The sequence below is a fragment of the Brevibacillus sp. HB1.3 genome (assembly GCF_013186635.1).
GTDB classification, from domain to species: Bacteria; Bacillota; Bacilli; order Brevibacillales; family Brevibacillaceae; genus Brevibacillus; species Brevibacillus brevis_D.
The window spans coordinates 54,992-78,170 of record NZ_JABMIT010000004.1 but is presented as its reverse complement, the minus strand read 5'-3'; the positions used below and the strand labels follow the sequence as shown (position 1 = coordinate 78,170).

18 protein-coding genes are annotated in these 23,179 nt (G+C 47.6%); 11 read left to right on the top strand and 7 right to left on the bottom strand.

All coding sequences use genetic code 11. The annotated features are described in order from the left end of the window. Positions 1-320: 320 nt before the first annotated feature. The 6 genes from HPY31_RS10835 to HPY31_RS10810 all read left to right on the top strand — a co-directional run bounded on the left by HPY31_RS10835 (position 321) and on the right by HPY31_RS10810 (position 6,420). A complete protein-coding gene (locus HPY31_RS10835; RefSeq protein ID WP_172140712.1) occupies positions 321-2,582 on the top strand; it encodes an immune inhibitor A domain-containing protein in 2,262 nt (753 codons plus the stop codon). 199 nt (positions 2,583-2,781) lie between these two features. After that, positions 2,782-3,612 (top strand): electron transfer flavoprotein subunit beta/FixA family protein, encoded by an 831-nt coding sequence (locus HPY31_RS10830; protein ID WP_172140711.1) that lies wholly within the window; start codon positions 2,782-2,784, stop codon positions 3,610-3,612. Continuing rightward, positions 3,609-4,631, top strand: coding sequence for an electron transfer flavoprotein subunit alpha/FixB family protein (locus tag HPY31_RS10825; protein ID WP_012685450.1), 1,023 nt, complete (start codon positions 3,609-3,611; stop codon positions 4,629-4,631). The genes HPY31_RS10830 and HPY31_RS10825 overlap by 4 nt, the downstream gene beginning before the upstream one ends. Beyond that, positions 4,624-5,919, top strand: a complete 1,296-nt coding sequence (locus tag HPY31_RS10820; RefSeq protein WP_012685451.1) for an FAD-dependent oxidoreductase — start codon at positions 4,624-4,626, stop codon at positions 5,917-5,919. Before HPY31_RS10825 ends, HPY31_RS10820 begins: the two co-directional genes overlap by 8 nt. After that, positions 5,919-6,215 carry a ferredoxin family protein gene (locus tag HPY31_RS10815; RefSeq protein ID WP_012685452.1) on the top strand — a complete coding sequence of 99 codons (297 nt, stop codon included), beginning with the start codon at positions 5,919-5,921 and terminating at the stop codon, positions 6,213-6,215. Before HPY31_RS10820 ends, HPY31_RS10815 begins: the two co-directional genes overlap by 1 nt. A 16-nt stretch (positions 6,216-6,231) precedes the next feature. Continuing rightward, positions 6,232-6,420, top strand: coding sequence for a hypothetical protein (locus HPY31_RS10810; RefSeq protein ID WP_016739330.1), 189 nt, complete (start codon positions 6,232-6,234; stop codon positions 6,418-6,420). Between the two features lie 36 nt (positions 6,421-6,456). On the opposite strand, the gene HPY31_RS10805 is transcribed toward HPY31_RS10810, so the two are convergent. From HPY31_RS10805 to HPY31_RS10790, 4 genes are all read right to left on the bottom strand, one after another. After that, positions 6,457-6,846 carry a M67 family metallopeptidase gene (locus HPY31_RS10805; protein ID WP_216675592.1) on the bottom strand — a complete coding sequence of 130 codons (390 nt, stop codon included), beginning with the start codon at positions 6,844-6,846 and terminating at the stop codon, positions 6,457-6,459. A gap of 288 nt (positions 6,847-7,134) precedes the next feature. Next, the gene (locus HPY31_RS10800) at positions 7,135-11,910 is read right to left on the bottom strand and encodes a hypothetical protein (RefSeq protein ID WP_172140709.1); all 4,776 of its coding nucleotides are present in this window, start codon (positions 11,908-11,910) and stop codon (positions 7,135-7,137) included. Positions 11,911-12,061: 151 nt separating this feature from the next. After that, positions 12,062-13,252, bottom strand: coding sequence for a BMQ_0737 family morphogenetic spore coat protein (locus tag HPY31_RS10795; RefSeq protein WP_371811702.1), 1,191 nt, complete (start codon positions 13,250-13,252; stop codon positions 12,062-12,064). A 120-nt stretch (positions 13,253-13,372) separates the two neighbouring features. Continuing rightward, on the bottom strand, positions 13,373-14,257 hold the full coding sequence (locus HPY31_RS10790; RefSeq protein ID WP_172140708.1) for a glycosyltransferase family 2 protein: 885 nt from the start codon (positions 14,255-14,257) through the stop codon (positions 13,373-13,375). 136 nt (positions 14,258-14,393) lie between these two features. Here HPY31_RS10790 and HPY31_RS10785 point away from each other — a divergent pair, with 136 nt between their 5' ends. Next, on the top strand, positions 14,394-15,755 hold the full coding sequence (locus tag HPY31_RS10785) for a hypothetical protein (RefSeq protein WP_172140707.1): 1,362 nt from the start codon (positions 14,394-14,396) through the stop codon (positions 15,753-15,755). Positions 15,756-15,810: 55 nt separating this feature from the next. Here HPY31_RS10785 and HPY31_RS10780 read toward each other — a convergent pair whose 3' ends face one another. After that, entirely contained in the window at positions 15,811-16,917 is a 1,107-nt protein-coding gene (locus HPY31_RS10780; protein ID WP_172140706.1) for a peptidoglycan-binding protein, read from the bottom strand. Between the two features lie 95 nt (positions 16,918-17,012). Here HPY31_RS10780 and HPY31_RS10775 point away from each other — a divergent pair, with 95 nt between their 5' ends. After that, positions 17,013-17,360, top strand: coding sequence for a DUF1360 domain-containing protein (locus HPY31_RS10775; protein WP_172140705.1), 348 nt, complete (start codon positions 17,013-17,015; stop codon positions 17,358-17,360). Between the two features lie 4 nt (positions 17,361-17,364). On the opposite strand, the gene HPY31_RS10770 is transcribed toward HPY31_RS10775, so the two are convergent. Further along, on the bottom strand, positions 17,365-18,528 hold the full coding sequence (locus HPY31_RS10770; protein WP_371811701.1) for a glycosyltransferase family 2 protein: 1,164 nt from the start codon (positions 18,526-18,528) through the stop codon (positions 17,365-17,367). A gap of 147 nt (positions 18,529-18,675) precedes the next feature. Next, positions 18,676-19,524: a DUF1698 domain-containing protein gene (locus tag HPY31_RS10765; protein ID WP_172140703.1), complete on the bottom strand. Its 849-nt coding sequence runs from the start codon at positions 19,522-19,524 to the stop codon at positions 18,676-18,678. Positions 19,525-19,731: 207 nt separating this feature from the next. Between HPY31_RS10765 and HPY31_RS10760 the strand changes: the two genes are divergently transcribed. From HPY31_RS10760 to rfbG, 3 genes are all read left to right on the top strand, one after another. Next, the gene (locus tag HPY31_RS10760) at positions 19,732-20,577 is read left to right on the top strand and encodes a hypothetical protein (protein WP_172140702.1); all 846 of its coding nucleotides are present in this window, start codon (positions 19,732-19,734) and stop codon (positions 20,575-20,577) included. Positions 20,578-20,690: 113 nt separating this feature from the next. Beyond that, positions 20,691-22,094, top strand: coding sequence for a sugar phosphate nucleotidyltransferase (locus tag HPY31_RS10755; protein WP_172140701.1), 1,404 nt, complete (start codon positions 20,691-20,693; stop codon positions 22,092-22,094). After that, the gene (rfbG, locus tag HPY31_RS10750; RefSeq protein WP_172141018.1) at positions 22,087-23,178 is read left to right on the top strand and encodes a CDP-glucose 4,6-dehydratase; all 1,092 of its coding nucleotides are present in this window, start codon (positions 22,087-22,089) and stop codon (positions 23,176-23,178) included. The genes HPY31_RS10755 and rfbG overlap by 8 nt, the downstream gene beginning before the upstream one ends. The last annotated feature ends 1 nt before the right edge of the window (position 23,179 follow it).

Below are 23,179 nucleotides of genomic sequence, written 5' to 3'. Positions count from 1 at the left end.
GGGCGAAAGGAATATTTTATCGAAAAGTATCGAGTTTTTTCGACATAATTCGACAACGTTCTTATAGGCCTTTAGGCAGTAGACATACCAAGCATATATCAAATACAGACCTTATGTATAAATGATCAGCCGAAAATTCGGCACTTGTTGCAAGTAGGTCGATAGACTTATTGAGCAATTTCTTTTGAACGTGAAGGTTTTTTTGTCGAAGGAAAAAATTTGGCAAAGATTACGTATCGCGTAATAATTAAGAACAGTCGGAATTGGGGGTATAATTTTCCGGTGTATCACAAATAGATAGAAAAAGAGGGTGAACCGCAGTGAAGAAAAGCAAAAAGCTCTTATCCGTTTTATTTTCCTCCTCACTTGTGCTCAGTACTTTCGTGGCTGCACCTGCAACGGGTTTGGCCAAATCAAAAGAGGACAAGCATGATTTGCAAGTAGACTTGTCCACTGTTAACCTGGATCGATTGATTAAAGGGTTAATCGAGCAAGGAATCATTGATGAAGACGCCGAACAGGAAGAGATTGATGAGGCGTTGCTCGAGTACTTCGAAGACAAAAAAGTACCGCACGGCATTGATGAGTCGTCTTCTTACGGTAAGGAAGCGAGCAGAGGACAGCAGGCAGCATTGGCTGATGCTGTTCAGAAAGCGGCTGAGATGGAAGACGGCGATGAAGTGCGTGCTTCCAAGCGTCTACATACCGATAATATCGTTGTCGCTCTTGTCGAGTACCCTGACCGGGAGCATAATCAGCTACCAAAAGTGAGTGACTCGCTTTGGACGGAAGACTTCAACGAAAAGCACTATAAAGAGATGCTGTTTGATCAGAAGGGGTACAAAACTCCTGAAGGAATCAGCATGACAACAATGGCGAAATACTTCTACCTGCAATCAGGAAGATCTTGGACGGTTGACGGTGTGGTAACGCCTTGGCAAATGGCAGAGAATGGCTATAAGTATTATGGAGGAAACTCCAAGGCCGGTGACGATTCCAATCCGCGCGATCTGGTAGTCGAGACCTTGGCGGCGGTAGGGGAAGCCATTGCTGGAAAAGAGGAATTGTACGATCAGCGCGATCCGTATGATATCGATGGTGATGGAGACCTAATGGAGCCGGATGGCAATCTGGACAACCTCATGCTCGTTCATGCGGGGATCGGAGAAGAGACAGGGGAAGATCCTGATGCGATCTGGTCTCACCGTTGGACCTTGAAAAAACCAGTGGAAATCCCTGGAACAAGCCTCAAGGCATTTGATTACATGATCCAGCCTGAAGATGGCGCACCAGGCGTATTCACACACGAATACGGACACAATCTCGGTTTGCCAGACTTGTATGACACGACAAGAGCAGGAAAAGATTCGCCAGTAGGTGCTTGGTCCCTCATGTCGTCCGGTAGCCATACAGGTAAAGTATTCCAAACGGAACCTACTGGCCTTGATCCTTGGTCCAAAATGGTTCTGCAACAAATGTTTGGCGGCAACTGGATTGCTCCGACTGTTGTGGACTACAAAGATTTAGAAAAACGCAAGAAAACGGTTCCGCTCATTGATGCGAGCAGCACCGAGAAAAACGGAAAAGTCGTCAAGTTGAATATGCCGAAAGTTGAAAAGAAACCGCCGGTTGAACCAAAAGATGGTGGCTACGCATACTTCTCGGATGAAGGAAACAAATTGAACACCAAAATGACTTCCGATGTGATCGATTTGACAGGGGTCAGCTCCGCAACGATGAAATTCGATTCATGGAGAAGCATTGAGGAAGGCTATGACTACCTGAGCGTTAATGTAATCGATGCGGATACAGGTGAGAAAAAAGAAGTCGAGAAATTCGATGATGTAACAAATGGCTGGGACAAAGAAGAAATCAGCCTGAATGAGTTTGTCGGCAAAAAAGTGCAAGTCGAGTTTAACTATGTGACAGACGCTGCTTTCGTAATGGACGGCTTCTATCTCGATAACTTTGAAGTAGAGGCAGATGGGCAAGTCATCTTCGCGGACGATGCGGAGGGTGAGAAGAAGTTCAAATTGGATGGCTTCGTCCACTTCGATGGAAAAGGCAAGCTGTACGATTCGTACTATCTGGTTGAGCTGCGCTCTCACGAAGGAATTGACGCTGGACTGAAATACTTCCGCCGTAACGACTCCTTCTTCACGTATGATCCAGGTATGGTGATCTGGTACTTTGATGGTCGCTACGAAAGAACACGTGATAACAATACGAGCAAGCATCCAGGCTACGGCTTGCTCGGTGTGGTAGATGCCCATCAGGAAGTGCGTTACTGGAACAATGATGAGAATAACAAAAACGCAATCGCAGACTCCCGCTATCAGGTGAACGATGCTGCGTTTAGCCCGAACAAAACATCCGGTATGGATCTGGATTACATCTATGGAACGATGAAATATGATCCGTTGAAAGGCGTTAAGGAGTTTAGCGATAGGGAAGACTACTCGATGCCAGAAGTACCGGAAGTAGGAAAAATTCTGCCGCAAATCGGTTTGCAAATCAAGCTGAAAAAGGTAGACAAAAAGTTCACGGATGCTTCGGTTGAGTTCTCCATTGACAAACAGTAATGAATAAGCCAAAAGACGCCACACAGCGCCAAGCTGATGTTTGGCGTCTTTTTCGTTTCTATGATTACTGGTCTAAGCTCGGCTGCATCGAAATAGGCTATAACAATGAACGACAAGCTGCCCGAACTGATTGCGCGTAAGAAAGGCAACCTTTTGTACAGGCATAGGACTCGCGCCCGGCAGCAAGGGGGGATCAATCATGCTGCATATTGTCGCTTGCATTAAGCAGGTGCCGGACACCAAAATCATCAAGATGAATCCGAAGACGAATACGATGGATCGCGCCAGTGCGCCAGCTATTCTTAACCCGTATGACGCACATGCGGTAGAAGAAGCTGTTCGGTTGAAAAATCGATATGGGGGTGTGGTCTCCGTCGTCACCATGGGACCGCCGCCAGCGGTGAAGGCCATTCGGAAGTGCATCGAGATCGGAGCAGACGCAGGCTATCTGGTAACGGATCGTGCATTTGCCGGAGCAGACACATTGGCAACCAGCTATGCGATTACCAAAGCCATTGAGAAGATTGCAGAAAGCCAACCAGTCGACCTCGTCATTTGCGGGAAGATGACCATCGACGGTGATACGGGACAAGTCGGACCAGGAGTCGCCAGACGGTTGGATATTCCGCCGCTTACGTGTGTGAAAAAAGTAGTGGAGATAAACAAAGAACAAGGATACGCCATCGTGCATCGAAAGTTGGAGGATGGTTATGAAGTCATCCAGTCGACCTTGCCTTGTTTGTTTTCTGTGGAGAAGGAGATTAATGAGGTACCGTATTCTCCGCTGCCCAACATGCTTCGAGCTGCTAGGTATAATCCTGTTGTTTGGTCCGTCGATGACTTGGGGGATATTGATCGGACGCAGTTAGGTTTAAAGGGCTCGCCTACCATTGTTGCAAAAGTTTGGCCCCCAGAGAAGCCAAAGGGTGGCGAAATGCTCGAAGGAAGCGTCAGCGAGCAAATCTCACGCTTGATGGAGGTTTTGCACGATAAACAGCGATTGTTTCGGGTGAAGGAGGAGCAGATATGAATCTGGATGATTTTCGTGGCATCTGGGTGTTTTTAGAGGTGAGTGACGGCCGTATCGCCCCAGTATCACTCGAGCTGTTGGGTGCGGGAAGACAAATGGCTGACAAGCGAGACGTGCCGCTTGCTGGCTTGTTAATCGGAGATGGAGTCAAGGAGTTGGCCCATACTGCGTTTCCCTTCGGTGCGGATCAAGTGTATGTATACGATCAGAAAATTTTTCATGAGTACCGTACAGAGTCCTACATGCGAGCTGTCATCGAATGTGTCCAAAAGCATAAACCAGAAATTATCTTGTATGGGGCGACGTCCACGGGAAAAGATTTGGCTAGCGCTGTTGCGACGGACTTGGAGACGGGGCTGACCGCTGATACGACCATGCTCGATGTGAACGCGGAGACAGGATTGTTGGAGGCGAGCCGTCCAGCGTTTGGTGGTAACATCATGGCGACGATTTTGTGCAAAAAACATCGACCGCAAATGGCGACCGTTCGCCCAAAAGTCATGAAAGCGCTTGAGCCAGACGAGTCACGTACAGGAGAGATCATCGAGGAAACCATGGAGCTGCGTGAAGAAGACATTCGCACAAAAGTACTGAAAATCGTCCGGGAGACGAAGGAAAAGGTGCGGTTGGATGAGGCAGATGTGATCGTCGCTGGTGGTAAGGGACTCGGAAGCAAGGAAGGCTTTGCGCTTATTCATCGCTTCGCAGAACGAATCGGGGCAACCGTCGGGGCCAGCAGAGATGCGGTGGAAGCGGGCTGGATCGGTCATGAACATCAGGTCGGACAGACGGGAGTGACGGTCACGCCAAAAATCTATTTTGCCATCGGCATATCGGGAGCTATCCAGCATTTGGTCGGCATGCGTAACTCAGGATTGATCATTGCCATCAATAAAGACCCGAATGCACTCATCTTTCAGGCTTGTCACTACGGTATTGTCGGTGATGCTTTTGAAATTGTGCCATTGCTCATGGAAGCATTCCAAAAGGAGCCGGACAAGGAGGTAACGTATGGCTGAGAAATTTGATGTAATCATTGTCGGAGCAGGTCCGGCTGGAACAGCTTGTGCTTATACGCTTGCCAAAGCGGGTGTAAATGTACTGTTGATGGAGCGCGGGGAATATCCGGGTTCCAAAAACGTCATGGGAGGTGTTTTGTATCGTAAAACGATGGAAGACATCATCCCCGAATTTTACAAGGAGGCACCTGTTGAACGACCAATCGTCGAACAGCGGTTCATGATGCTCGATAGGGAATCAGCCATCAATTTCAGTTACAAAGGCATGGAGTGGGCCCAGGAACCCTATAACAATTTCACGGTGCTGCGGGCGAAATTCGACCAATGGTTTGCAGACAAGGCTGTGCAACAGGGAGCACTTCTACTCAATGAAACCGTCGCTTTGCAGTGCATTGTTGAAAATGGCAAAGTAGTCGGTGTGAAAACAGATCGACCGGATGGGGATCTATACGCAGATGTTGTCGTTCTGGCAGACGGCGTCAACTCCTTGCTGGCGAAATCGTTAGGTTTCCACAAAGAGTTTCGTCCAGATGAAGTAGCGCTCGCTGTCATGGAAGTACTGAAGCTGGATCGTAAAATAATCGAGGATCGCTTTAACCTAGAGGGCGATCACGGTTGTACGATTGAAATTTTCGGAGATTCGACCAAAGGGATTTTGGGAACAGCTTGGTTATACACCAACAAGGATAGCTTGAACATTGGGGTAGGGACGATGCTGTCTGGTCTGATCAAAAACAAGATCAAGCCGTATGAGTTGTTGGACTATGTAAAGAATCACCCGATGATTCGTCCGTATATCCAAGGGTGTGAGCAGCAGGAATACTTGGCGCACCTGATTCCCGAGGGAGGCTATCGTTCCATTCCCAAAATTGTCGGCAATGGTGTCCTTGTCGTAGGAGATGCTGCCCAGCTCGTCAATGCGATCCATCGAGAGGGATCGAATATGGCGATGGCGTCTGGTGTCATGGCGGCGGAAACGATTCTGGCAGCAAAAGAGGCGGGGGACTATTCCGAAAAAATGCTCGACGGCTACCGAATCAATCTGTTGAATAGCTTTGTCGGTCAAGATTTGAAGAAATACAAGGACGCAACGCATCATTTTGAAAAATTCCCGCAGTATTTTGAACAGTATATTCCGATGATGAACAAAGCGGCGAGTCAGATGTTCACGGTTGATGGCAGCTCAAAATGGAGCAAGCAGAAGAAAATCTGGAGCGACCTCGGCTCTGCGAAGGACAAATGGAAAATGGCGCGTGACTTGATGAATGCGTGGAGGGTGATGAAGTGATGCAGGATATACCGAAGGGCCAGTCAATCGAGGAGAAACAGTATCTCGTGCGTTTCAAAGCGGATACGGAGTCACATCTGCATGTGCTCTCTGCTGATGTTTGTGCGACGCAATGCCCTGATAAGCTCTGTACCATCTTTTGTCCTGCGGAAGTATACAAATGGGAAGAAGTGCGGATGCACGTCGGTTACGAAGGATGTCACGAGTGTGGGAGCTGCCGTATTGGTTGCCCGTATGAAAATATCAAGTGGGTGTATCCGAAGGGTGGACACGGAATTATCTTCAGACTCGGGTAATGGGCGGCGATAAGCGGTGATACAAGTAGGCGATCTGGTCGTATATGTAAAGGATGGGGCAAAGGGAGTCGTCGTCCATATTGAGGAGGACCGCTTCCAGATAAAGTGGGAAGATGATTTTGTCAGTTGGGAGAAAAGGGAATGGCTGTTGCCCAGTTCATTGGAACAAAGCGATCTTCCAAAACAGAAAGAACAGCAGGAGTAAATTCCCGCTGTTCTTTTGTTTTGAGGAATTTGACCTCTAGTTGCAGATTGTATAAGGATACATCCGAGCAAAAGACCCCTCAATTCGAAAACAGCCGAGAACTGGTTGTGGAGAAGCGAGCGAAACGATGAGATACGCGGCCTCCGGGTAGCGACAGTAAGCAATATCTTCAGGTGACGGAATGGGAGGTGCAGTAGGGTGGGAGTGGTAGATCCCAACCAAATGCTCCCCGCGCAACGCCATTTGGTGGAAAACGTGTTGAATCTGCTTGGGGTCCATGGCGAAGGCGACCGGGCTTTTTAACGTATTTTCCATTCGCCAAACTGTCTGTGCACTTCCATTTCTACCGGAGAGCAATCCACATGTTTCATTTGGCCGCTTCTCCAGGGAATCTCGGATGATCTCATCCCAGACTGTACGTGTCATGGAAAAGGGGGGCTCTGAAAGATTAGCCCTGCCAACGCCTGCCGCAGCAGCCTCCACTTGTTCTAGTCTGGACCGACGGTTGGACTCTATGAACCGGACCGGATTTTGGCAATGGCGATCGTGGCATTTTCGATGGGCGCTGTGCAGGTTGGACTTGATGTTGTTGACGTTGATGATACAGTGCACGCATTTGTTCAGGGGTCATGGTTTTTCCTCCCTTTCTGGACTGTATTATGTTGTATTCAGGTTAGATTCACATGGTAACGGCTCTTGCACATTTTCACTTTTTCAACGAAACGGGTTGAATTCGTTGGCATTTTTGGGATAGGGCATCTGCATTTTTACTGGTGTGGAAGATAACTGTTGAGTGGAGGAATCAGAGCTTGGCATGAATTGGGTGTTTGGGTGGAATTGGGCGCTTGGTTGAAATTGCGTGTTTGGCTGAAATTGGGCATTTTGCTGGAATTGATTGAAGGCTTTATTGGATCGAGCTTCTTTTTGCGTGAATTCTTTGATGATTTGCTTGTATTTTTCTTCGTTGTTTTGGAGTTCTTTCACCATGTTTTTGAGTCCGGTTATCGTCTTTTTCAACACTTGCTCCTGGGATGTAAACTGCTCAATGGTTTTTTCTTTTTCAGTTAACAGAGAGTCATATTTTTGGGTTGTTTTCTCCAGTACTTCGTTCCATTTATTTTTTTGAAGAGAGACGTTCGCGAGCTTTTCATCGGTTTCCTTGGCTTGTTGCTGAAAAGCTTTGATGCGATCCTGTGCATCGGTTAATTGCTGTTGCGCTTCTTTTAACTCCGACTGGAGACTCTTAACAGTGTTTTGAGTTTGTTGGATTTCTTCGTCGCGTTGTTGGATGCTTTGCCGCAATTCTTGCTCATGCAGGGAATGCGATTCGGCCAGCTTTTTATAATCAGCGACGAGTTGATTTTTCGTTAACCGGGCTGCTTCCAGCTCAAGCAGAGCTTCCGTTAATTGTTGAGAAGTCTCTTCGTGCTTTATTGTCCAACTTTGCTCGAGATCTATTGCTTTTTGCAACATCTCATGGCGGGTGGCTTCTAGCTCTTGCTCTTTCGTACGTAAATCTTGTTTTTGCGCCTCGAGTTCTTGTTCTCGGGTGTAAATATCTTGATTCTGCACTTGTAGCTCCTGCTCCCGGGTTTGCAGCCCTTGCCTTTGAGCTTGGATTTCTTGCTCTAAAGAGAGTAGTGCCTGTTCCAGTGTGTTTAGTTCTTGCTCCCGAGTAAGCAACTCCTGTTCACGAGTGTGTAGGGTATTCGCTTGAGCGTGCAACTCTTGCTCTTGGTTGTGCAGTTCTTGATCTCGGACGTTCAGCTCTTGTTTCATCGTGAGTAACTCTTGCTCATGGGAGTGGATTTCCTGCTCATGAGAGAGAAGCTCTTCCCCACGAAGCTGCAGCGCTTGCTCTCGGGATTGAAGTCCTTGTTCTTGAACCTGTAGTTCTTGACTCTGCGTTAAAAGTGCTTGCTCCTGGGAGCGGTTGGCTTGTTCCCAATCCCGAAGCCCCTGCTCATGGGTCTTGAGCTCTTGTTCTTGAACCTGCAAGGCCTGTGCATGAGCTTGTAGTTTTTTTTCTTGGGCCTGGAGCTCTTGTTCAACATCGTTTAGTTCTTTTTCACGTGCTTCAAGGTCTCGCGTCCGCTCGAGAATTTCTTGATCTCGGGCCTGAAGCCCTTGGTTGAAAGCGAGCAGCTCTTGTTCTTTTGTTTGGAGGTTATGATTCTGAGAGTGAAGTTCTTGCCCGCGCGTTTGTAGCTCTTGCTCAAGGGTGTAAAGGTCTTGCTCTCGAGCTTGAATGTATTGCGTCTGCGTGAGAAGTTCTTGCCCTCGAACTTTAAGTCCTTGTTCGAGGATTGTTAGTTCTTGTTCTTTTGTTTGTAGGTGATCTGCTTGCGTTTGCAGCTGTTGCCCTTGTACTTGGAGCTCTTGCTCAAAATTGAGAAGATCCTGTTCCCGTGAGTTGAGGTCTTGCGTCTGGGAATGCAGCTCTAGCTCTTTGGATTGGAGGTGTTGTTCTTGCGTTTCAAGGTTATGTTTTAGGGATTGAAGTTCTTGGTTGTGCGTCTGAAGTTCTTGTTCGAGCTCGAGAAGTTCTTGTTCTCGTGCATGGAGGTCTTGAGTTTGAGAATGCAGCACTAGCTCTTTGGACTGGAGCTGTTGTTCTTTCGTTTGCAGGTTTTGAACCAAGGATTGGAGGTCTTGGTTTTGCGTCTGAAGCTCTTGTTCGAGCTCGAGAAGTTCCTGCTCCCGTGAGTTGAGGCCTTGCGTTTGGGAATGCAGTTCAAGTTCTTTGGACTGGAGCTGTTGTTCTTTCGTTTGCAGATTTTGAGCTAGGGATTGAAGCTCTTGTTCACGTGAGTTGAGGTCTTGCGTTTGGGAATGCAGCTCAAGCTCTTTAGACTGGAGCTGTTGTTCTTTTGTCTCAAGGTTGTGTTTTAGGGCTTGAAGTTCTTGGCCTTTTGTCTGAAGCACTTGTTCGATATCGAGAAGTTCTTGCTCCCGTGAGTTGAGGTCTTGCGTTTGAGAATGCAGCTCAAGCTCTTTGGACTGGAGCTGTTGTTCTTTTGTCTCAAGGTTATGCTTTAAGGATTGAAGTTCTTGGTCTTGTGTCTGAAGCACTTGTTCGATATCGAGAAGTTCCTGCTCTCGTGAGTTGAGGTCTTGCGTCTGGGAATGCAGCTCAAGCTCTTTGGACTGGAGTTGTTGTTCCTTCGTTTGCAGGTTTTGAGCTAGGGATTGAAGCTCTTGGCTTTGTGTTTGAAGCTCTTGTTCGAGCTCGAGAAGTTCTTGTTCCCGTGAGTTGAGGTCTTGCGTTTGGGAATGCAGCTCAAGCTCTTTGGACTGAAGCTGTTGTTCTTTCGTTTGCAGGTTTTGCGCTAGGGATTGAAGTTCTTGGTTGTGCGTCTGTAGTTCTTGTTCGAGCTCGAGAAGTTCCTGCTCTCGTGAGTTGAGGCCTTGAGTTTGGGAATGCAGCTCAAGCTCTTTGGACTGGAGCTGTTGTTCTTTCGTCTGCAGGTTTTGCGCTAGGGATTGAAGTTCTTGGTTGTGCGTCTGAAGTTCTTGTTCACGTGAGTTGAGGTCTTGCGTTTGGGAATGTAGCTCAAGCTCTTTGGACTGAAGCTGTTGTTCTTTCGTTTGCAGGTTTTGAGCTAGGGATTGAAGTTCTTGGTTGTGCGTCTGAAGTTCTTGTTCCCGTGAGTTGAGGTCTTGCGTTTGGGAATGTAGCTCAAGCTCTTTGGACTGGAGCTGTTGTTCTTTCGTCTGCAGGTTTTGAGCTAGGGATTGAAGTTCTTGGTTGTGCGTCTGAAGTTCTTGTTCACGTGAGTTGAGGTCTTGCGTTTGGGAATGTAGCTCAAGCTCTTTGGACTGGAGCTGTTGTTCTTTCGTCTCAAGGTTATGCTTTAAGGATTGAAGTTCTTGGTCTTGTGTCTGAAGCTCTTGTTTGAGAACGTGAAGTTCCTGTTCCCGTGAGTTGAGGTCTTGTGCCTGAGCTTGCATTTCTAGTCCTTGTTCTTGTAACGCTTGTTCAAGACTGAGAAGTTCCTGCTGTCGTGCTTGAAGTTCTTGTGTCTGAGAATGCAGCTCCAGCTCCTTAGCCTCGAGCTTTTGCTCAGTAACAAGCAGCTCTTGTCCTTTGGTCTGCAGGTTATGTTTTAAGGATTGCAGTTCTTGGTTTTGCCCCTGCAACTCTTGTTCAAGACTGAGAAGTTCCTGCTGTCGTGCTTGAAGCTCTTGTGTCTGAGAATGCAGATCTTGCTCCTTAGCCTCGTGCTTTTGCTCAGTAACAAGCAGCTCTTGTTCTTTGGTCTGCAGGGTATGTTTTAAGGATTGCAGTTCTTGGTTTTGCCCGTGCAACTCTTGCTCAAAACCGAGAAGTTCCTGCTGTCGTGCTTGAAGTTCTTGTGTCTGAGAATGCAGCTCCAGCTCTTTAGCCTCGAGCTTTTGATCTGTAGCAAGCAGCTCTTGTTCTTTGGTCTGCAGGTGATCCGCTTGCGTATGCAGTTCTAACCATTGGGTCTGAAGCTCTTGTTCAAGACCGAGCAGTTTCTGCTCCCGTTTTTGTATGTGTTGCGACTGGGAGTGTAGTTCCTGCTCTTTCGTCTCAAGGCTACTCGATAGGGATTGCAGTTCCTGCCCTTGCCCCCGCAGCTCTTGCTCAAGATCGTGAAGCTCCTGCTCGTGAGCCTGGAGACTATGCTCAAATGCGTGGAGGTTTTGCTCGCGCACCTGTAGTTCTTGTTCTCGCATCTGTAGTTCCTGCTCCCGCTGCTCCCAATTTCCGCTTGCTGCTGTAAGCTGCTGTAGGTCAGAGAGTGTTTGCTCTTCCCGTGCCCGTGCGTCCTCCAACTGCTGATTCAATGATTCAATTTTGGATAGCTGCTCGTGCTGCTTTATCTGTGCAGTCTCAAACTCTTCATTTGCATGATCCAAAGCTTGTTTCCATGTAAGTTGTTGCTGCTCCAGATGCGCGATCATGTCTAAATGCTGCTGATCTTGCTCGTGTAACGTCTTTTCCCATTGTGCCTCTTTTTGTTCGTAGCTTTGTACTTGCCGCTGGAGCAATTCAATGTGCTCGCGCAAGTGTGCTTCCTGCGCTTGATGTTTGGACATGATTTCTTCAAGCCGTGGGCCTTTTCGTTGTTCTCTGATCTCAGCTTTCAAGCTGTCGATCGAACTCTTTAGTTTTGCCTCTGTTTCCTGGTGGTCGGTTATGGCATTTTCGCGTTGTTTCAAGAGGTGTTCGTAGTAGTCGAGCTTGCCTTTCATTTCTTGAAGCATGTCTTGTGAATCGTTTAAGCGCTGCTTCCATTCGGCCCCTTTGCTGTCCAAATCGTGGAGGTTCTGGTTCAGATGTTCAAGCTGCTCTCTATATGCTTCGTTTTTTTGGGATGTTTCCTCGATCAGCTTTTGTAGGTGCCACACTTCTTGCATGAGTTGGTTTGTTTTTTCTTCGTAGTAGTGTGCTTGTTTTTTTAGCAGGAGGAGCTTCTCATTTTCTCTCGACTTGTTCGCATTGGAGATTCTCCTTTTATACACAGTGTTGTCCTCCTTTTTCCGTCTGGCTTTCCCATATAGACATATGTACGGGGTGGGAATTGGTGCCTGTATTGTAGTGACGGTTCATCTATAGAAAAAACGGGAGAAGTGCTGGTCTTCTCCCGCCTGATTGGAAACGAATATTTTTTTCTTATGGAGTGGTAATAACAATATCCCCAAACGTGATGCAATCGGCAACCAATAATTGTTCGTCCGGAACGACAGTAATGGTGGCGCTGAAGACGAGAACACCAGAAGAGTCGGTGAGTGTCAGAATAATAACGTCTGGCAGGCCGAGTCCTGTTTCGGCGAGTGTCAGAGAGTAGGTCAGGGTTTCTTGTGCGCCTGTTGCTGTGAATGTCCGTACACCAGTACCTGTTACGACCAGACCTGTCACAATTGGCAGGATAGGCAGTACGGTAATGCATGTCGGAGAGCTGATAGTCGTTGGAGAGAAGCTGAAGCTTTGATCGCCAAGGACATCAGGCAGGAGAGCATCAAAGAAGTTAAAGGTAAACGAGCTGCTGGATGGATCGCAGCTTGGGCAGATATCTGCGATGAGCTGGATCGTACCGACGGCAACGGCGAGTGGGATACCAATAGAAATGGAAACGTTTGGTACCAACGCGTTGACGGACGCCTGGCAATCGCAATTGCGTACTGGGAAGATTGGTGGGCATTGTGGCGGGAATGTGATCGGCGGGCAACGGAAAGATGGCGTTGGCGATGGAATTGGAATGCTGTTTGGACGTGGAGAGCAGAATTTCGCCAATACTTCCAGTTTGACTTCTGCTTCTACTTGGATTTCTACGCAGACAATGACGTCGAGTTGAACCATGCCGCCGAGGAGAACAGTACCGGTCGGTGAGCACTCGAAAGCACTAATTCGGCACAAGATATTGTCCTCGTCAAGCGGTTCAGGCAGGCAGAGAACGACTTCCTGATCGAATTGCACTGTTGTTGTGAATTCGCAGAGAGGCGTACCGTCTGCGAAAACGCGAACGAGCACAGTGGCTCCGAACACAAAGCGAACGACTCCGACCCGAACAGTGGTCCCATTGACGGTAATGTTCTCGCGGCGAATACTGACGACTCTGCAAGTAGGACCAGGAGAAACTGGCTCAACGCAGGAGAGCGTGATATCTTGCCCAGCACGAATGGCAGCGTCTACCAGAGCTTGACAATCGTCGGGAAGGGCAATCTTGTTTCGGTAGCTGTTCGCTAATACTACCCAGTCATACACCTTATTGACGCGAATGCACTCTTCCTGCAAGTTGTTCGATATAGGAGGAGTTGCTGTAGGCGTCGGTGTAGGGAGCTGGCGACCCATAATGGGCTTCACGTGATGTTTCACCGTAAGAATCCTTCCTTTCCTAGGGAGTTTGCTTTGCAGTTACATACTATGTGGGCAACGGGAGTTTGGCATGTTGAGCATGCGCCTATTTTTTAGGTCACTATCTTGTCAGAAAGGAATTTGGAATTTTTGGAAGAACCAATTGTCGTCGAATTTTCTTTGGGAAGTGTATCGAACACGCTGAGCGGCAGCTCCACAAGTCAGCACATCATCCGCAATTTCACTCGCATTTGCGTAGAGCACAAGTTTTTTCGCAGCCTCAATCCGTTGCTCGTTAAAATGGCTGTACGCCATTCGAAGCATATTGTAATAAATGTGCTCATGTGCAACTGTGTAAGGGTGAACTTGCCTAAATAAATGCAAGATTTTTACGGATGGCTGGACCATACACGTATACCCAAAGAGCCACATCTTAATGGAAAATTCGATATCTTCAAATCCCCAAATGCGAAAACCACGGTCAAAACCCCCGACCTTCATAAAAGCTTCACGGGTGACCAGGAAGCAACCCCCTGGCAATATCGCAACCGGTGAAGGGCCCGTTGGCTTTGGATACCAGGTGATTTCGAGCTTCTGATTCAGATTTTGCCCATATCCGATTTTATGTGGCTCTGTCATGGAAGCGATTCCGGGAGCAACGCCATCTGCTTTCTTTGTCAGAATGAGCTCCATCATGCGATCGATCCAAAAGTTCTCAAAAGACAGATGGGCATCGCAAAAAATAAAGTAGTTGCCACGAGCATGATTCACGCCCAAGTTTCGTGCTGCAGCAGCACCAATGCCTTCTGTCGTGATTAATTTTATTTTTTCATTCTGCCCTTGGCCTTGTAAAAAGTGACAACCGTTATCAGTTGAGGCATCATCGACTACGATCACTTCATACGGAAACGTGGTTCTTGTATTCAAAAGGGAAGTGATGGTAGAACGCACATTGTCCCCCTCATTTTTTACAGGAATGATAATGGAGATTAGGGGCATTTGTGAGGTGGGCATATGACCACTCCTTTCTGTAGCATCGTATGCGCAAAGCGTTTCTTCGGAACAGTCATCGCCAAAAATGTTCACTTTGGACACTGGGCATTCATACAATATCGCGGACTGACGGAAAGTTTCGTGAGGAGAGATGGGAATGGATGTTGAGGTATATTACAGTGGTCAACGTGGCGGGACCATGCCGTATGCGGCTCTGCCAGCGTTTCGTTTATTTTGCAAGCAAAATGGCTTTCAATTGAAGTGGGATTCGACGAATAAAAGAGTTGACCTGGATTCGGGGTTGAAAGGAAAAGTTTGCGTTCTCTTTACAGGCATATCTTCAGGAGGAGGAACTGCCTATGAGTGGGAGGTATTGGGGAACGTACAAAAATTTCTTTCTGATAGCGGGATGGAAGTTGTTATAAGCCAAAACAATCCGTCTCTGGCGAAAAATACGGATGTCGCTATACGTTTCAGCTTGAAGGAAATGAGAGTTCTGGAAAAGCCAAGACTGATCTTCTTTCAGTCGGAGGATGAAAAGCGGCAAGACCTGGTCAAGTGTTTGCGCGCAGAATTGCAGCAGTCAGGAATCTCGTGTCACTACAAAGTAACCAAAAACCAAAAGCAACCATCGATCGTTCACATCCAGTTGCAGTTGCCGCTCTTTACGGAAGTGAGCAAGCGTAAACTCTATGCGGAAAAAATTGCGCTACACTTAGCGTCAGGGGTTTTGGAGTATTTCCAAAATGGATTGCACATTCAACCAATGGCGTTTTTACCACCCACTATCTTAAAGCTATTTTATTCCACCATGCTCATTACCTCTGACAAGGAAAGTCAGCAGGGAGAAGATGAAAAGCCATGGACAGAGGAACAAAGCACGATTCAGGAAAGTAACCAGTCGAGTGCTGAGGACAGTGACTCAAATATAGAAGGAAACAGTGAATCAGACAGTGAACGGGAAGAGCTGTTGATCTTGGCAGAAGAAGAACTGCTGGATCAAGTAGTGACCATTCACCCGGTCGAAGAAGTGCCAGAACAGGTTGAAATGCGTACAGCGGCAGAAGTGTATTTTGATTACACGTTGATTCACTCTGAATCACCTGAGAAGCCGTACCTGTTGATTGGGACGCTTCAGGTGAAAAATACGGGGAACGTTGAACTGAAAAATCCAATTGTTTGCCTGCGTGTCTCACCTGTCGATTCGATCAAAATGGGAGGCCAGGTATTGCCGCCGAAGCTCGTGGAGACGATGGCCGTGCAAGGTACATCGGGCTTAAAAGGATGGAGGTACTTGGAAGACGATTGGTTTGCCCAAGCGATGGAGAGAGGGGAGTATTGGATAGCGCCGATCCAGCCTGTAACCATTGCACCGGGATCGACGGAATCCTTTCAAAATTTCCAGATTTCATTTTTGAAACAAGAAGCGGGGAAGGGGATCGTCGTCGAGGGTGTCGTGCTGTGCAACGACCAGACCGTACACTTTTCCGCCAATAACCGGATCGCCGTGTCTTTCTAATCGAGAAGAAAAGCCACCATTTCAGTAGAAATGATGGCTTTTCCGTTCCGCGCCTTTATTTTTTTAAGAACATTTGTACGAATGTTTTCCCGTACGGACCGCCATTTACAACAGCAATGGCAACGTAGTCATAGGTTGGACTCATGATATTAGCTTTGTGCCCAGAGGAATTCATGAACATTTGATGGGCGCTGCTTACAGAATAGTTTTGGGCAATATTTTCAGCAGCAGCCAAATAGCGAATGCCAAAAGTGTCCATCATTTGAAACGGTGAGCCGTAAGTGGGAGAGGTGTGGCTAAAGTAGCCTTTGTTTACCATCTCTTGAGCTTTTACACGTGCAACGTTCTCCAACTGCATGTCCACTTGATAGGGTGCGAGTCCGCGACTGGTGCGCTCTTGATTCACGAGCTGAACCATTTCTTTTTCCTCAGCCGTCAAACCAGCGGGTAGAGGAACTTGTGCGTCAGCACCAGGGTTTTGCGGCTGGTCAGGCTTGCTAGGTGTTACGGGAGTCGATGGATTTGTTGGAGTGGTTGGCTTCGTATCTGGTTTAGGCTGCACGGGATTGTTCTTGTATTGCGTTTGAATGGCTGTATATGTTTTGGCATCGGCTTCACCAGTCAAGGTTTGTTTATTGCGCGACTGGAACAGCATGACGGCAAAACGTGTAGATTCATCGAATTGTCCCGATGCCGTTACTTTGTAACCGAGGCCAGCGAGCATCGTTTGCAATTCCTTTACGCGTTCACCGCTAGCCCCCAATTTTAGCGTAGTGTAATCATTTGTCTCAGCAGGATTGCTAGGCTTGGACGGTGTGCTTGGTTGTGCCGGTTGTGTTGGCTGCTCTTGCTTGCGAGCTTGGTACACGCTCGTCAGTTTATCGTAGGTGGTTTTGTTTACAATCCCGGTTTGCGGCAGCTTGTATTTTTTCTGAAACGCTTTGACGTTATAAGCTGTGTTGCTGTTGTAGATCTTGTCCACTACCAGCTTGTAGTCGTAATGGAGTGCATCGAGCATCTTTTCCACTTCAAGCACGCGCGAGTTCTTCATCCCTTTTTTCAAAGAGGTAAAGCTTGTTTTCGCAAACGCAGGTTGTCCGATCATGGTAACGAGGACGGACAGGGAAAGGATGGTTGCCATTTTCTTTATGTTGCGATTCATCTCATCACGCCTTTCTCTGTTTTGTCGCACCACAATGGTACTAAATGTGGAACAAATGAGAAAAGCACAAAATATTGGAAAGAGGTGGAGGTGGAATGTTTGACCTCTCTTGGATCGACTTAATCATTCTCGTGCTGGCAAGCTTTCGTCTCACGCATTTGATTGTTTTTGATGAGATCACGTCTTTTCTGCGAAACCCATTTTACCAGGTGTTCTATGTACCCGACGAGTCGGGGCAAATGGTTCGGGACTTTCAATTTAAAGGCGGAAGGGTGCGCCAATGGATAGGCAGATTGTTGAGCTGTCATTGGTGCGTGGGAATTTGGGTGGGGGCTTTGATCGTGGGGGTGTATATGTATGTGCCAGCCGCCTATCCGTTGCTGCTCCTGCTTGCCATAGCCGGAGCGGCGGCTGTCATTGAAACGAAGCTATATACGAGTTGAATGGTTAACTCCTTGAAAAAGTTCTGTACACGATCACTTCGTCATACGAAAGAGGAATAATCTCTTCGGCCATGTATCCCCCCACGATTCTTTGCTGGACTTGCGGGGTGTTTGGTACACCCACACTGGAAGAAGCGATGTCCACACGGTGTGTCGTGGCATTCGGATCGAGTGGGATTTCGAGGGCAAAGGTGGGTTTATCAACGGTGTAGCTTTTTACGTTTACGCCATTCACGAGCGCAGTCAAAACAATGGGCTTTGGCAATTTTGCAGGGGAGCCAGGGACTTTGCCCTTCACTAACAACATTTGAGCCGGTGCAGATGGATCTGATTCGACAATCGCACGCAGGACAGGAGGCGCCCACAAGTCCATCCCCCGGTTCATGCTTGTGATTCTGGTTGTATTGGATGGAAAGGACTTATAGATCTTCAACAGGTCGAGTACACCCATGCCTTTGTAGTGTGGGACGTACGATATCCAATGGCTGGGAATGGACGAATAATTTTTCGCAAGTGATCGTAATACTTCAGGTACGCCGACAGAATGCCATTGTGTAGCTGATTTGCAGGTCGTGTGGATTCGGGCGTTTCCTAAGTAGTGAGGCACATAACCGATGGGATAAAATTTGGCGATGCGCATCCACAGGTCGTAATCCATGCAAAATTGCAATTTTTCATCCACGCCCCCCATATGCCTGAAAACGTGGGTCCTGATGAAAGCGGATGGCTGGCAAATCACGCAGCTCTGATACAGCTTCTTGGAATCGGCTTGTTCGGACGGGTAGGTGCTAGATACTTGACCGTACTCGTTCATCACTTGGCAATTGCCGTGAAGCATTCCCCAGCTCGGGTTGCTCGCAAAAGCGTGAACAGCCATCATGATGGCGCCGGGTACATAGGTATCGTCCGAATTCAGCCAGCCAATGATTTCCCCTCTTGCCATTGCCAGACCTTTGTTAAGCGCATGAGACTGTCCGCGATCCGGTTCGGAAATATAACGGAAGCGCGGATCTTTTTGTGCATATTCTTGCAAGATGGAGAGCGTATCGTCAGTCGAGCCTCCATCTACCACGATATGCTCAAGGTTTGCATAGTCCTGGGTCAATATGCTATTTATCGTCTCGCGAATAAACCGGCCTTGGTTAAAAGAGGGGGTAATGATACTCACGAATGGTTGCTGTGAGTGGGACACGAGATTCACTCCCATCTTTCCATCATAAAAAATGCATGCACTACCATCAGACTATGAAAGAATGGAAAATCGGGTACACAAGCATCGTCGATCTTGTGCACCCGATTTCAAATTCCCCGGATATTACAGGTAGTCCGGAATGATCCCTGGATTGCGGAAGATACGGAGTAACTCCGCGTGACAGTTCTGGTCGATCGCGCTACCAGGAATGGCTCTTGCCACGAGGCTGATGCGACCCGCATCGTAATTGTTTATTTTGCCAGAGGGAATGGTCCTAACCGATTCAGGAATAACTTCAAACAACGTGCCTCGGAGCATCTCCTCAATGCAAAGTACGGATGGCAACCACCAAGTCGTATCGTCCTTATAAATCCGATTCATTTGTCCAGGAGCTCCGTTGTAGACCATGATGGACTGATTCGTATCCAAAATACAGGCTGTTTCTAACAAGAGATGCCCACCTGGTTTAATCACGCTTCGGCATTGCGACAAGGTCCACATCGGATCGCGCAGATGATAGAGCAGTCCAAGATGCTGGACGACATCAAATTGATTGTGTCGTATTTGTTGAGGAAATGGCAGTGGTTCTATAAAATCGTCCATCAGCAAAACTTGCAGCCCTTCCCATAATTTATAAGGACTGGTATTGTACAGCGGCAAAACTTTGCTTTGCAGGATGTTCTTGCAAAACTCAAAATTCAAATAGAGCGGCTGCATACAATCCGTAGCCACGACTAGACTTGCCCCTCGCTGCTCCGCCTCAAAAGCCCACATACCGTCAAAGCTAGCCAGATCAAGAACGCGTTTCCCCGAATATGGGATGTATTCTCTGGATTGTCTCGTCATATTCCATACATTTTCCAGAAGTGTAATCCCGGGAGTGACAATACCGGGTCGCAGCGCGATTTTATGGTACCATCGTCGTTTGTTGATCTCATCGAGGATTTCCTGATCTGTCCAAAATCTTCCCATCGACATGTCCCCCTCTACTGCAGAGTGCTTGCCCTATACGATATGTTCGGATCGTGCTGGGGGAAATGATATAAATGCATTAATTTCGTCCTATTCACGTCTAAAGTTGCTTGGCAGCAAGGAGGTTTTCGGAAAAAAGGCATATGCCCGTTTCTCGTTGTCTGTCACATACATAAAGTATGGGGAGAAAAAGGAGGCGGAAAGAGTATGCCCTTGCCCATCGTGATCATCCATCGAGGGGACGATGATTATCTCACATACAGCTTGCAGCAAGCGAAAAGAAGTAATCCCCATTCGCCTGTCTATCTGATAGGGAACGGGGGAAACAGAAGGTATGCCGTGAACGGCATCATTCATGAGATGATAGACGATTACATGCCTGCTGCTAGTGAAATGACGAGAGTCTATAAACATATTCATTTTATGCCCTATGAGTACAATCTGTTTTGTTTTCAAAGATGGTTTATTTTGTTGGCGTTTATGGAAAGGCATCAGATTCCGAAATGCTGTTATATCGATACGGATGTCATGCTGTTTACGGACGTGAACCATCCTCGCTTTGAAAACTTTACGATGGAATTCGTATGGACAAATTTCGTAGATAGGCAGAAGTTGGAACTATATTGTGAGTTCATGAAGTCTCATTTTGCCAATCCGATTGCATTCGCGCAAGTCGTTCAATACACCATGCGGAGAAAGGAACACGTACGATTCAATCAACCTCTCATAACGGATATGGTGCTGGCCTTGCTATTTCTCGAGCGGCTCAAGGGTTACCAAATCACGAATGGCTTGTTTCATGATGGCTTTGTTGACGGCAATATTCAGCAGGCGACATCAATGGAAAATTTGTACGGCTATAAGAAAATTTACTCGATAAATGGTGTCCTGTGCTGCAAGGATAAGGCAACGGGGCGATATCTTCCAGTGTTTTCTCTTCACTTTCAAGGATATACGAAGCACCATATGAAGTTTTTCACGACTCCCTACCTCCCGCAAGCCGGTTCTTACATTTTCGATTATATTTCTAACCGTTGGATTCAGTTTCTATAGGCTTCTATCATTCCTCGTGTTAGTTGACCATTTTCATTGGACGATAGAGCATCGACTGCGACAGACGCATAAGATGGTGCATACAACACGATAAACGGATCGAGGTGGCCTGAGTGAAACTGATATTACTATCGGGTGGTTCAGGGAAAAGGCTGTGGCCGCTCTCCAATGATGTCAGGTCCAAACAGTTCTTGAAATTGATAGGCAATGCACATGCCCAACCAGAGGCGATGGTTCAACGAGTATGGAGGCAGCTAGCCTCCCGCAATTGGTCGGAGCCTGTTTATATTTCAACAGGCCGCTCACATGTTGATTTGCTTCAAAGCCAACTAGGTGAAGACGTTCCTTTGATCGTGGAGCCGGAAAAAAGGGATACCTTCCCTGCCATCGCTTTAGCGGTAACCTATTTGTACTCTGCTTTGACAATGGACCCGGATGAAGTCATTGCCATCATGCCTGTAGATCCATTCGTTGAGGACCGCTTTATGGACAGGATCAAGGAGCTAGAGAACGTCATCCTCAAATCTGGCGCGAATCTCGCATTAATCGGAGTGAAACCTACGTATCCATCTACGAAATACGGCTACATTGTTCCACAGCTAGAATCACAATCGGATCAGGGTAAAAGGCCTTCTGCCTATCAAAAAGTAAAAAGCTTCAAAGAAAAGCCGTCCCTTGAGCAAGCGCAGGATTTAGTAGAAAAGCAGGCCCTGTGGAATTGTGGAATTTTTGCTTTTCGATTGGGCTATCTGATTCGCGAATTGGAGCAAAAAGGATTGCCTACTGAATACAACCGCATGCTTGAGCAATATAGCCAAATGCCTGCCATCAGCTTTGACTATGAGATTGTCGAAAAGGCAGAGAAAGTAGTCGTTCTCCCGTATGAGGGAGCCTGGAAGGACCTAGGGACGTGGAATACGCTCACGGAAGAAATGAGCAGGAATACAATGGGTAAGGTTTTGCTGGATGAGAGCTGCACCAATACGCACGTTATCAACGAATTGGACATCCCTATCGTGTCCATCGGTCTATCGGATATGATCGTGGCGGCGAGTCCGGATGGCATCCTCGTTTCTTCCAAGGAACAAAGTCATATGGTCAAAAATTTGTCGTTGGATTGGACAAAGCGCCCAATGTATGAAGAGCGGCGCTGGGGATGGTATCAGGTTATGCATTTTCAGAAGAATGAAGACAATGTGGAAGTATTAACGAAACAAATCCATGTATACGCCGGGAAAAATTTGAGCTATCAGTACCATCACCACCGTAGCGAAGTATGGATCATCGTAGAGGGTAGCGGAGAGTTCATTTTGGATGATCAGCTGCGTCAGGTTGGACCAGGTGACGTATTGCAAATCCCGGTAGGAGCCAAACATGCAATCAAAGCTACGACAGAGCTGGCATTCATCGAGGTACAGATGGGAAGTCAGCTGGTGGAAGAAGATATCGTTCGACTGGGGATGACGTGGTCAGCGATTCTGGAGCAGATTAGGAAGCACGGTGATCGCGATGGTTGATCCTGCGTTCTGGCGAGACAAAAAAGTGTTGATCACAGGTCATACAGGCTTCAAAGGCGCATGGCTGTGCTTATGGCTGCATGACTTGGGAGCGAAGGTAACGGGGTATGCGCTGTCGCCGCCGACAAATCCGAGTATTTTTGAATGCGCCCAAATCAGCTCATTGGTTGATTCCATTATTGATGATGTCAGATCGAAGGAAAGTGTTCAAAAAGCAATCAACCAAGCCAACCCGGATATCATCATTCACATGGCCGCTCAGCCGCTGGTGCGTTTATCGTATCAATATCCAGCGGAAACCTTCGAAATCAATGTCATGGGTACGGTGAATGTACTCGAGGCGGCGAGAGTGGCTGTGCAAAACGGAATGAAAATCAAAGCAATTATCAATGTTACGACGGATAAGGTTTATGAAAATCGGGAGTGGGTGTGGGGATACCGTGAGCAGGATGTGTTGGGCGGCTATGACCCGTATTCCAACAGTAAAGCATGTTCGGAGCAAGTGACTGCCTCCTATCGCAATGCTTTTTTTCATCCCGACCAGTATCATCAGCATGGCGTCGCCGTTGCTACAGCGCGAGCAGGCAATGTGATCGGCGGTGGTGATTGGGCGATGGATCGCTTGATACCGGATTGCCTAAGCGCCTTGATAAAGGGAGAGACCATCGTCATCCGAAATCCAAAAGCAATTCGACCGTGGCAGCACGTCCTGGAGCCCTTGAAGGGGTACTTGATGCTCGCTGAAAAAATGTGGGCGAATGGCAAGGATTACTCCGAGAGCTGGAATTTTGGTCCGAATGAGGAAGATGCCAGATCGGTAGAGTGGATCGTCCGGCAATTGTGTGAGCGTTGGGGGGCTGGTGCTCGTTTTGAAGCAGAGCGAACCGATCCACAATGGCACGAAGCCAAATATTTAAAGCTGGACTGTTCCAAAGCCAAAGGCCTAATAGACTGGAGACCCAACTGGTCGCTCGAACAGACCTTGGACAGTATCATTTCTTGGCAGAAGGCTTATCAGCAAAAGCAAGACGTAAGAGAAATTTGTTTGGCCCAAATCGCAGCGTATACCAATGAGGCCAAGTGAA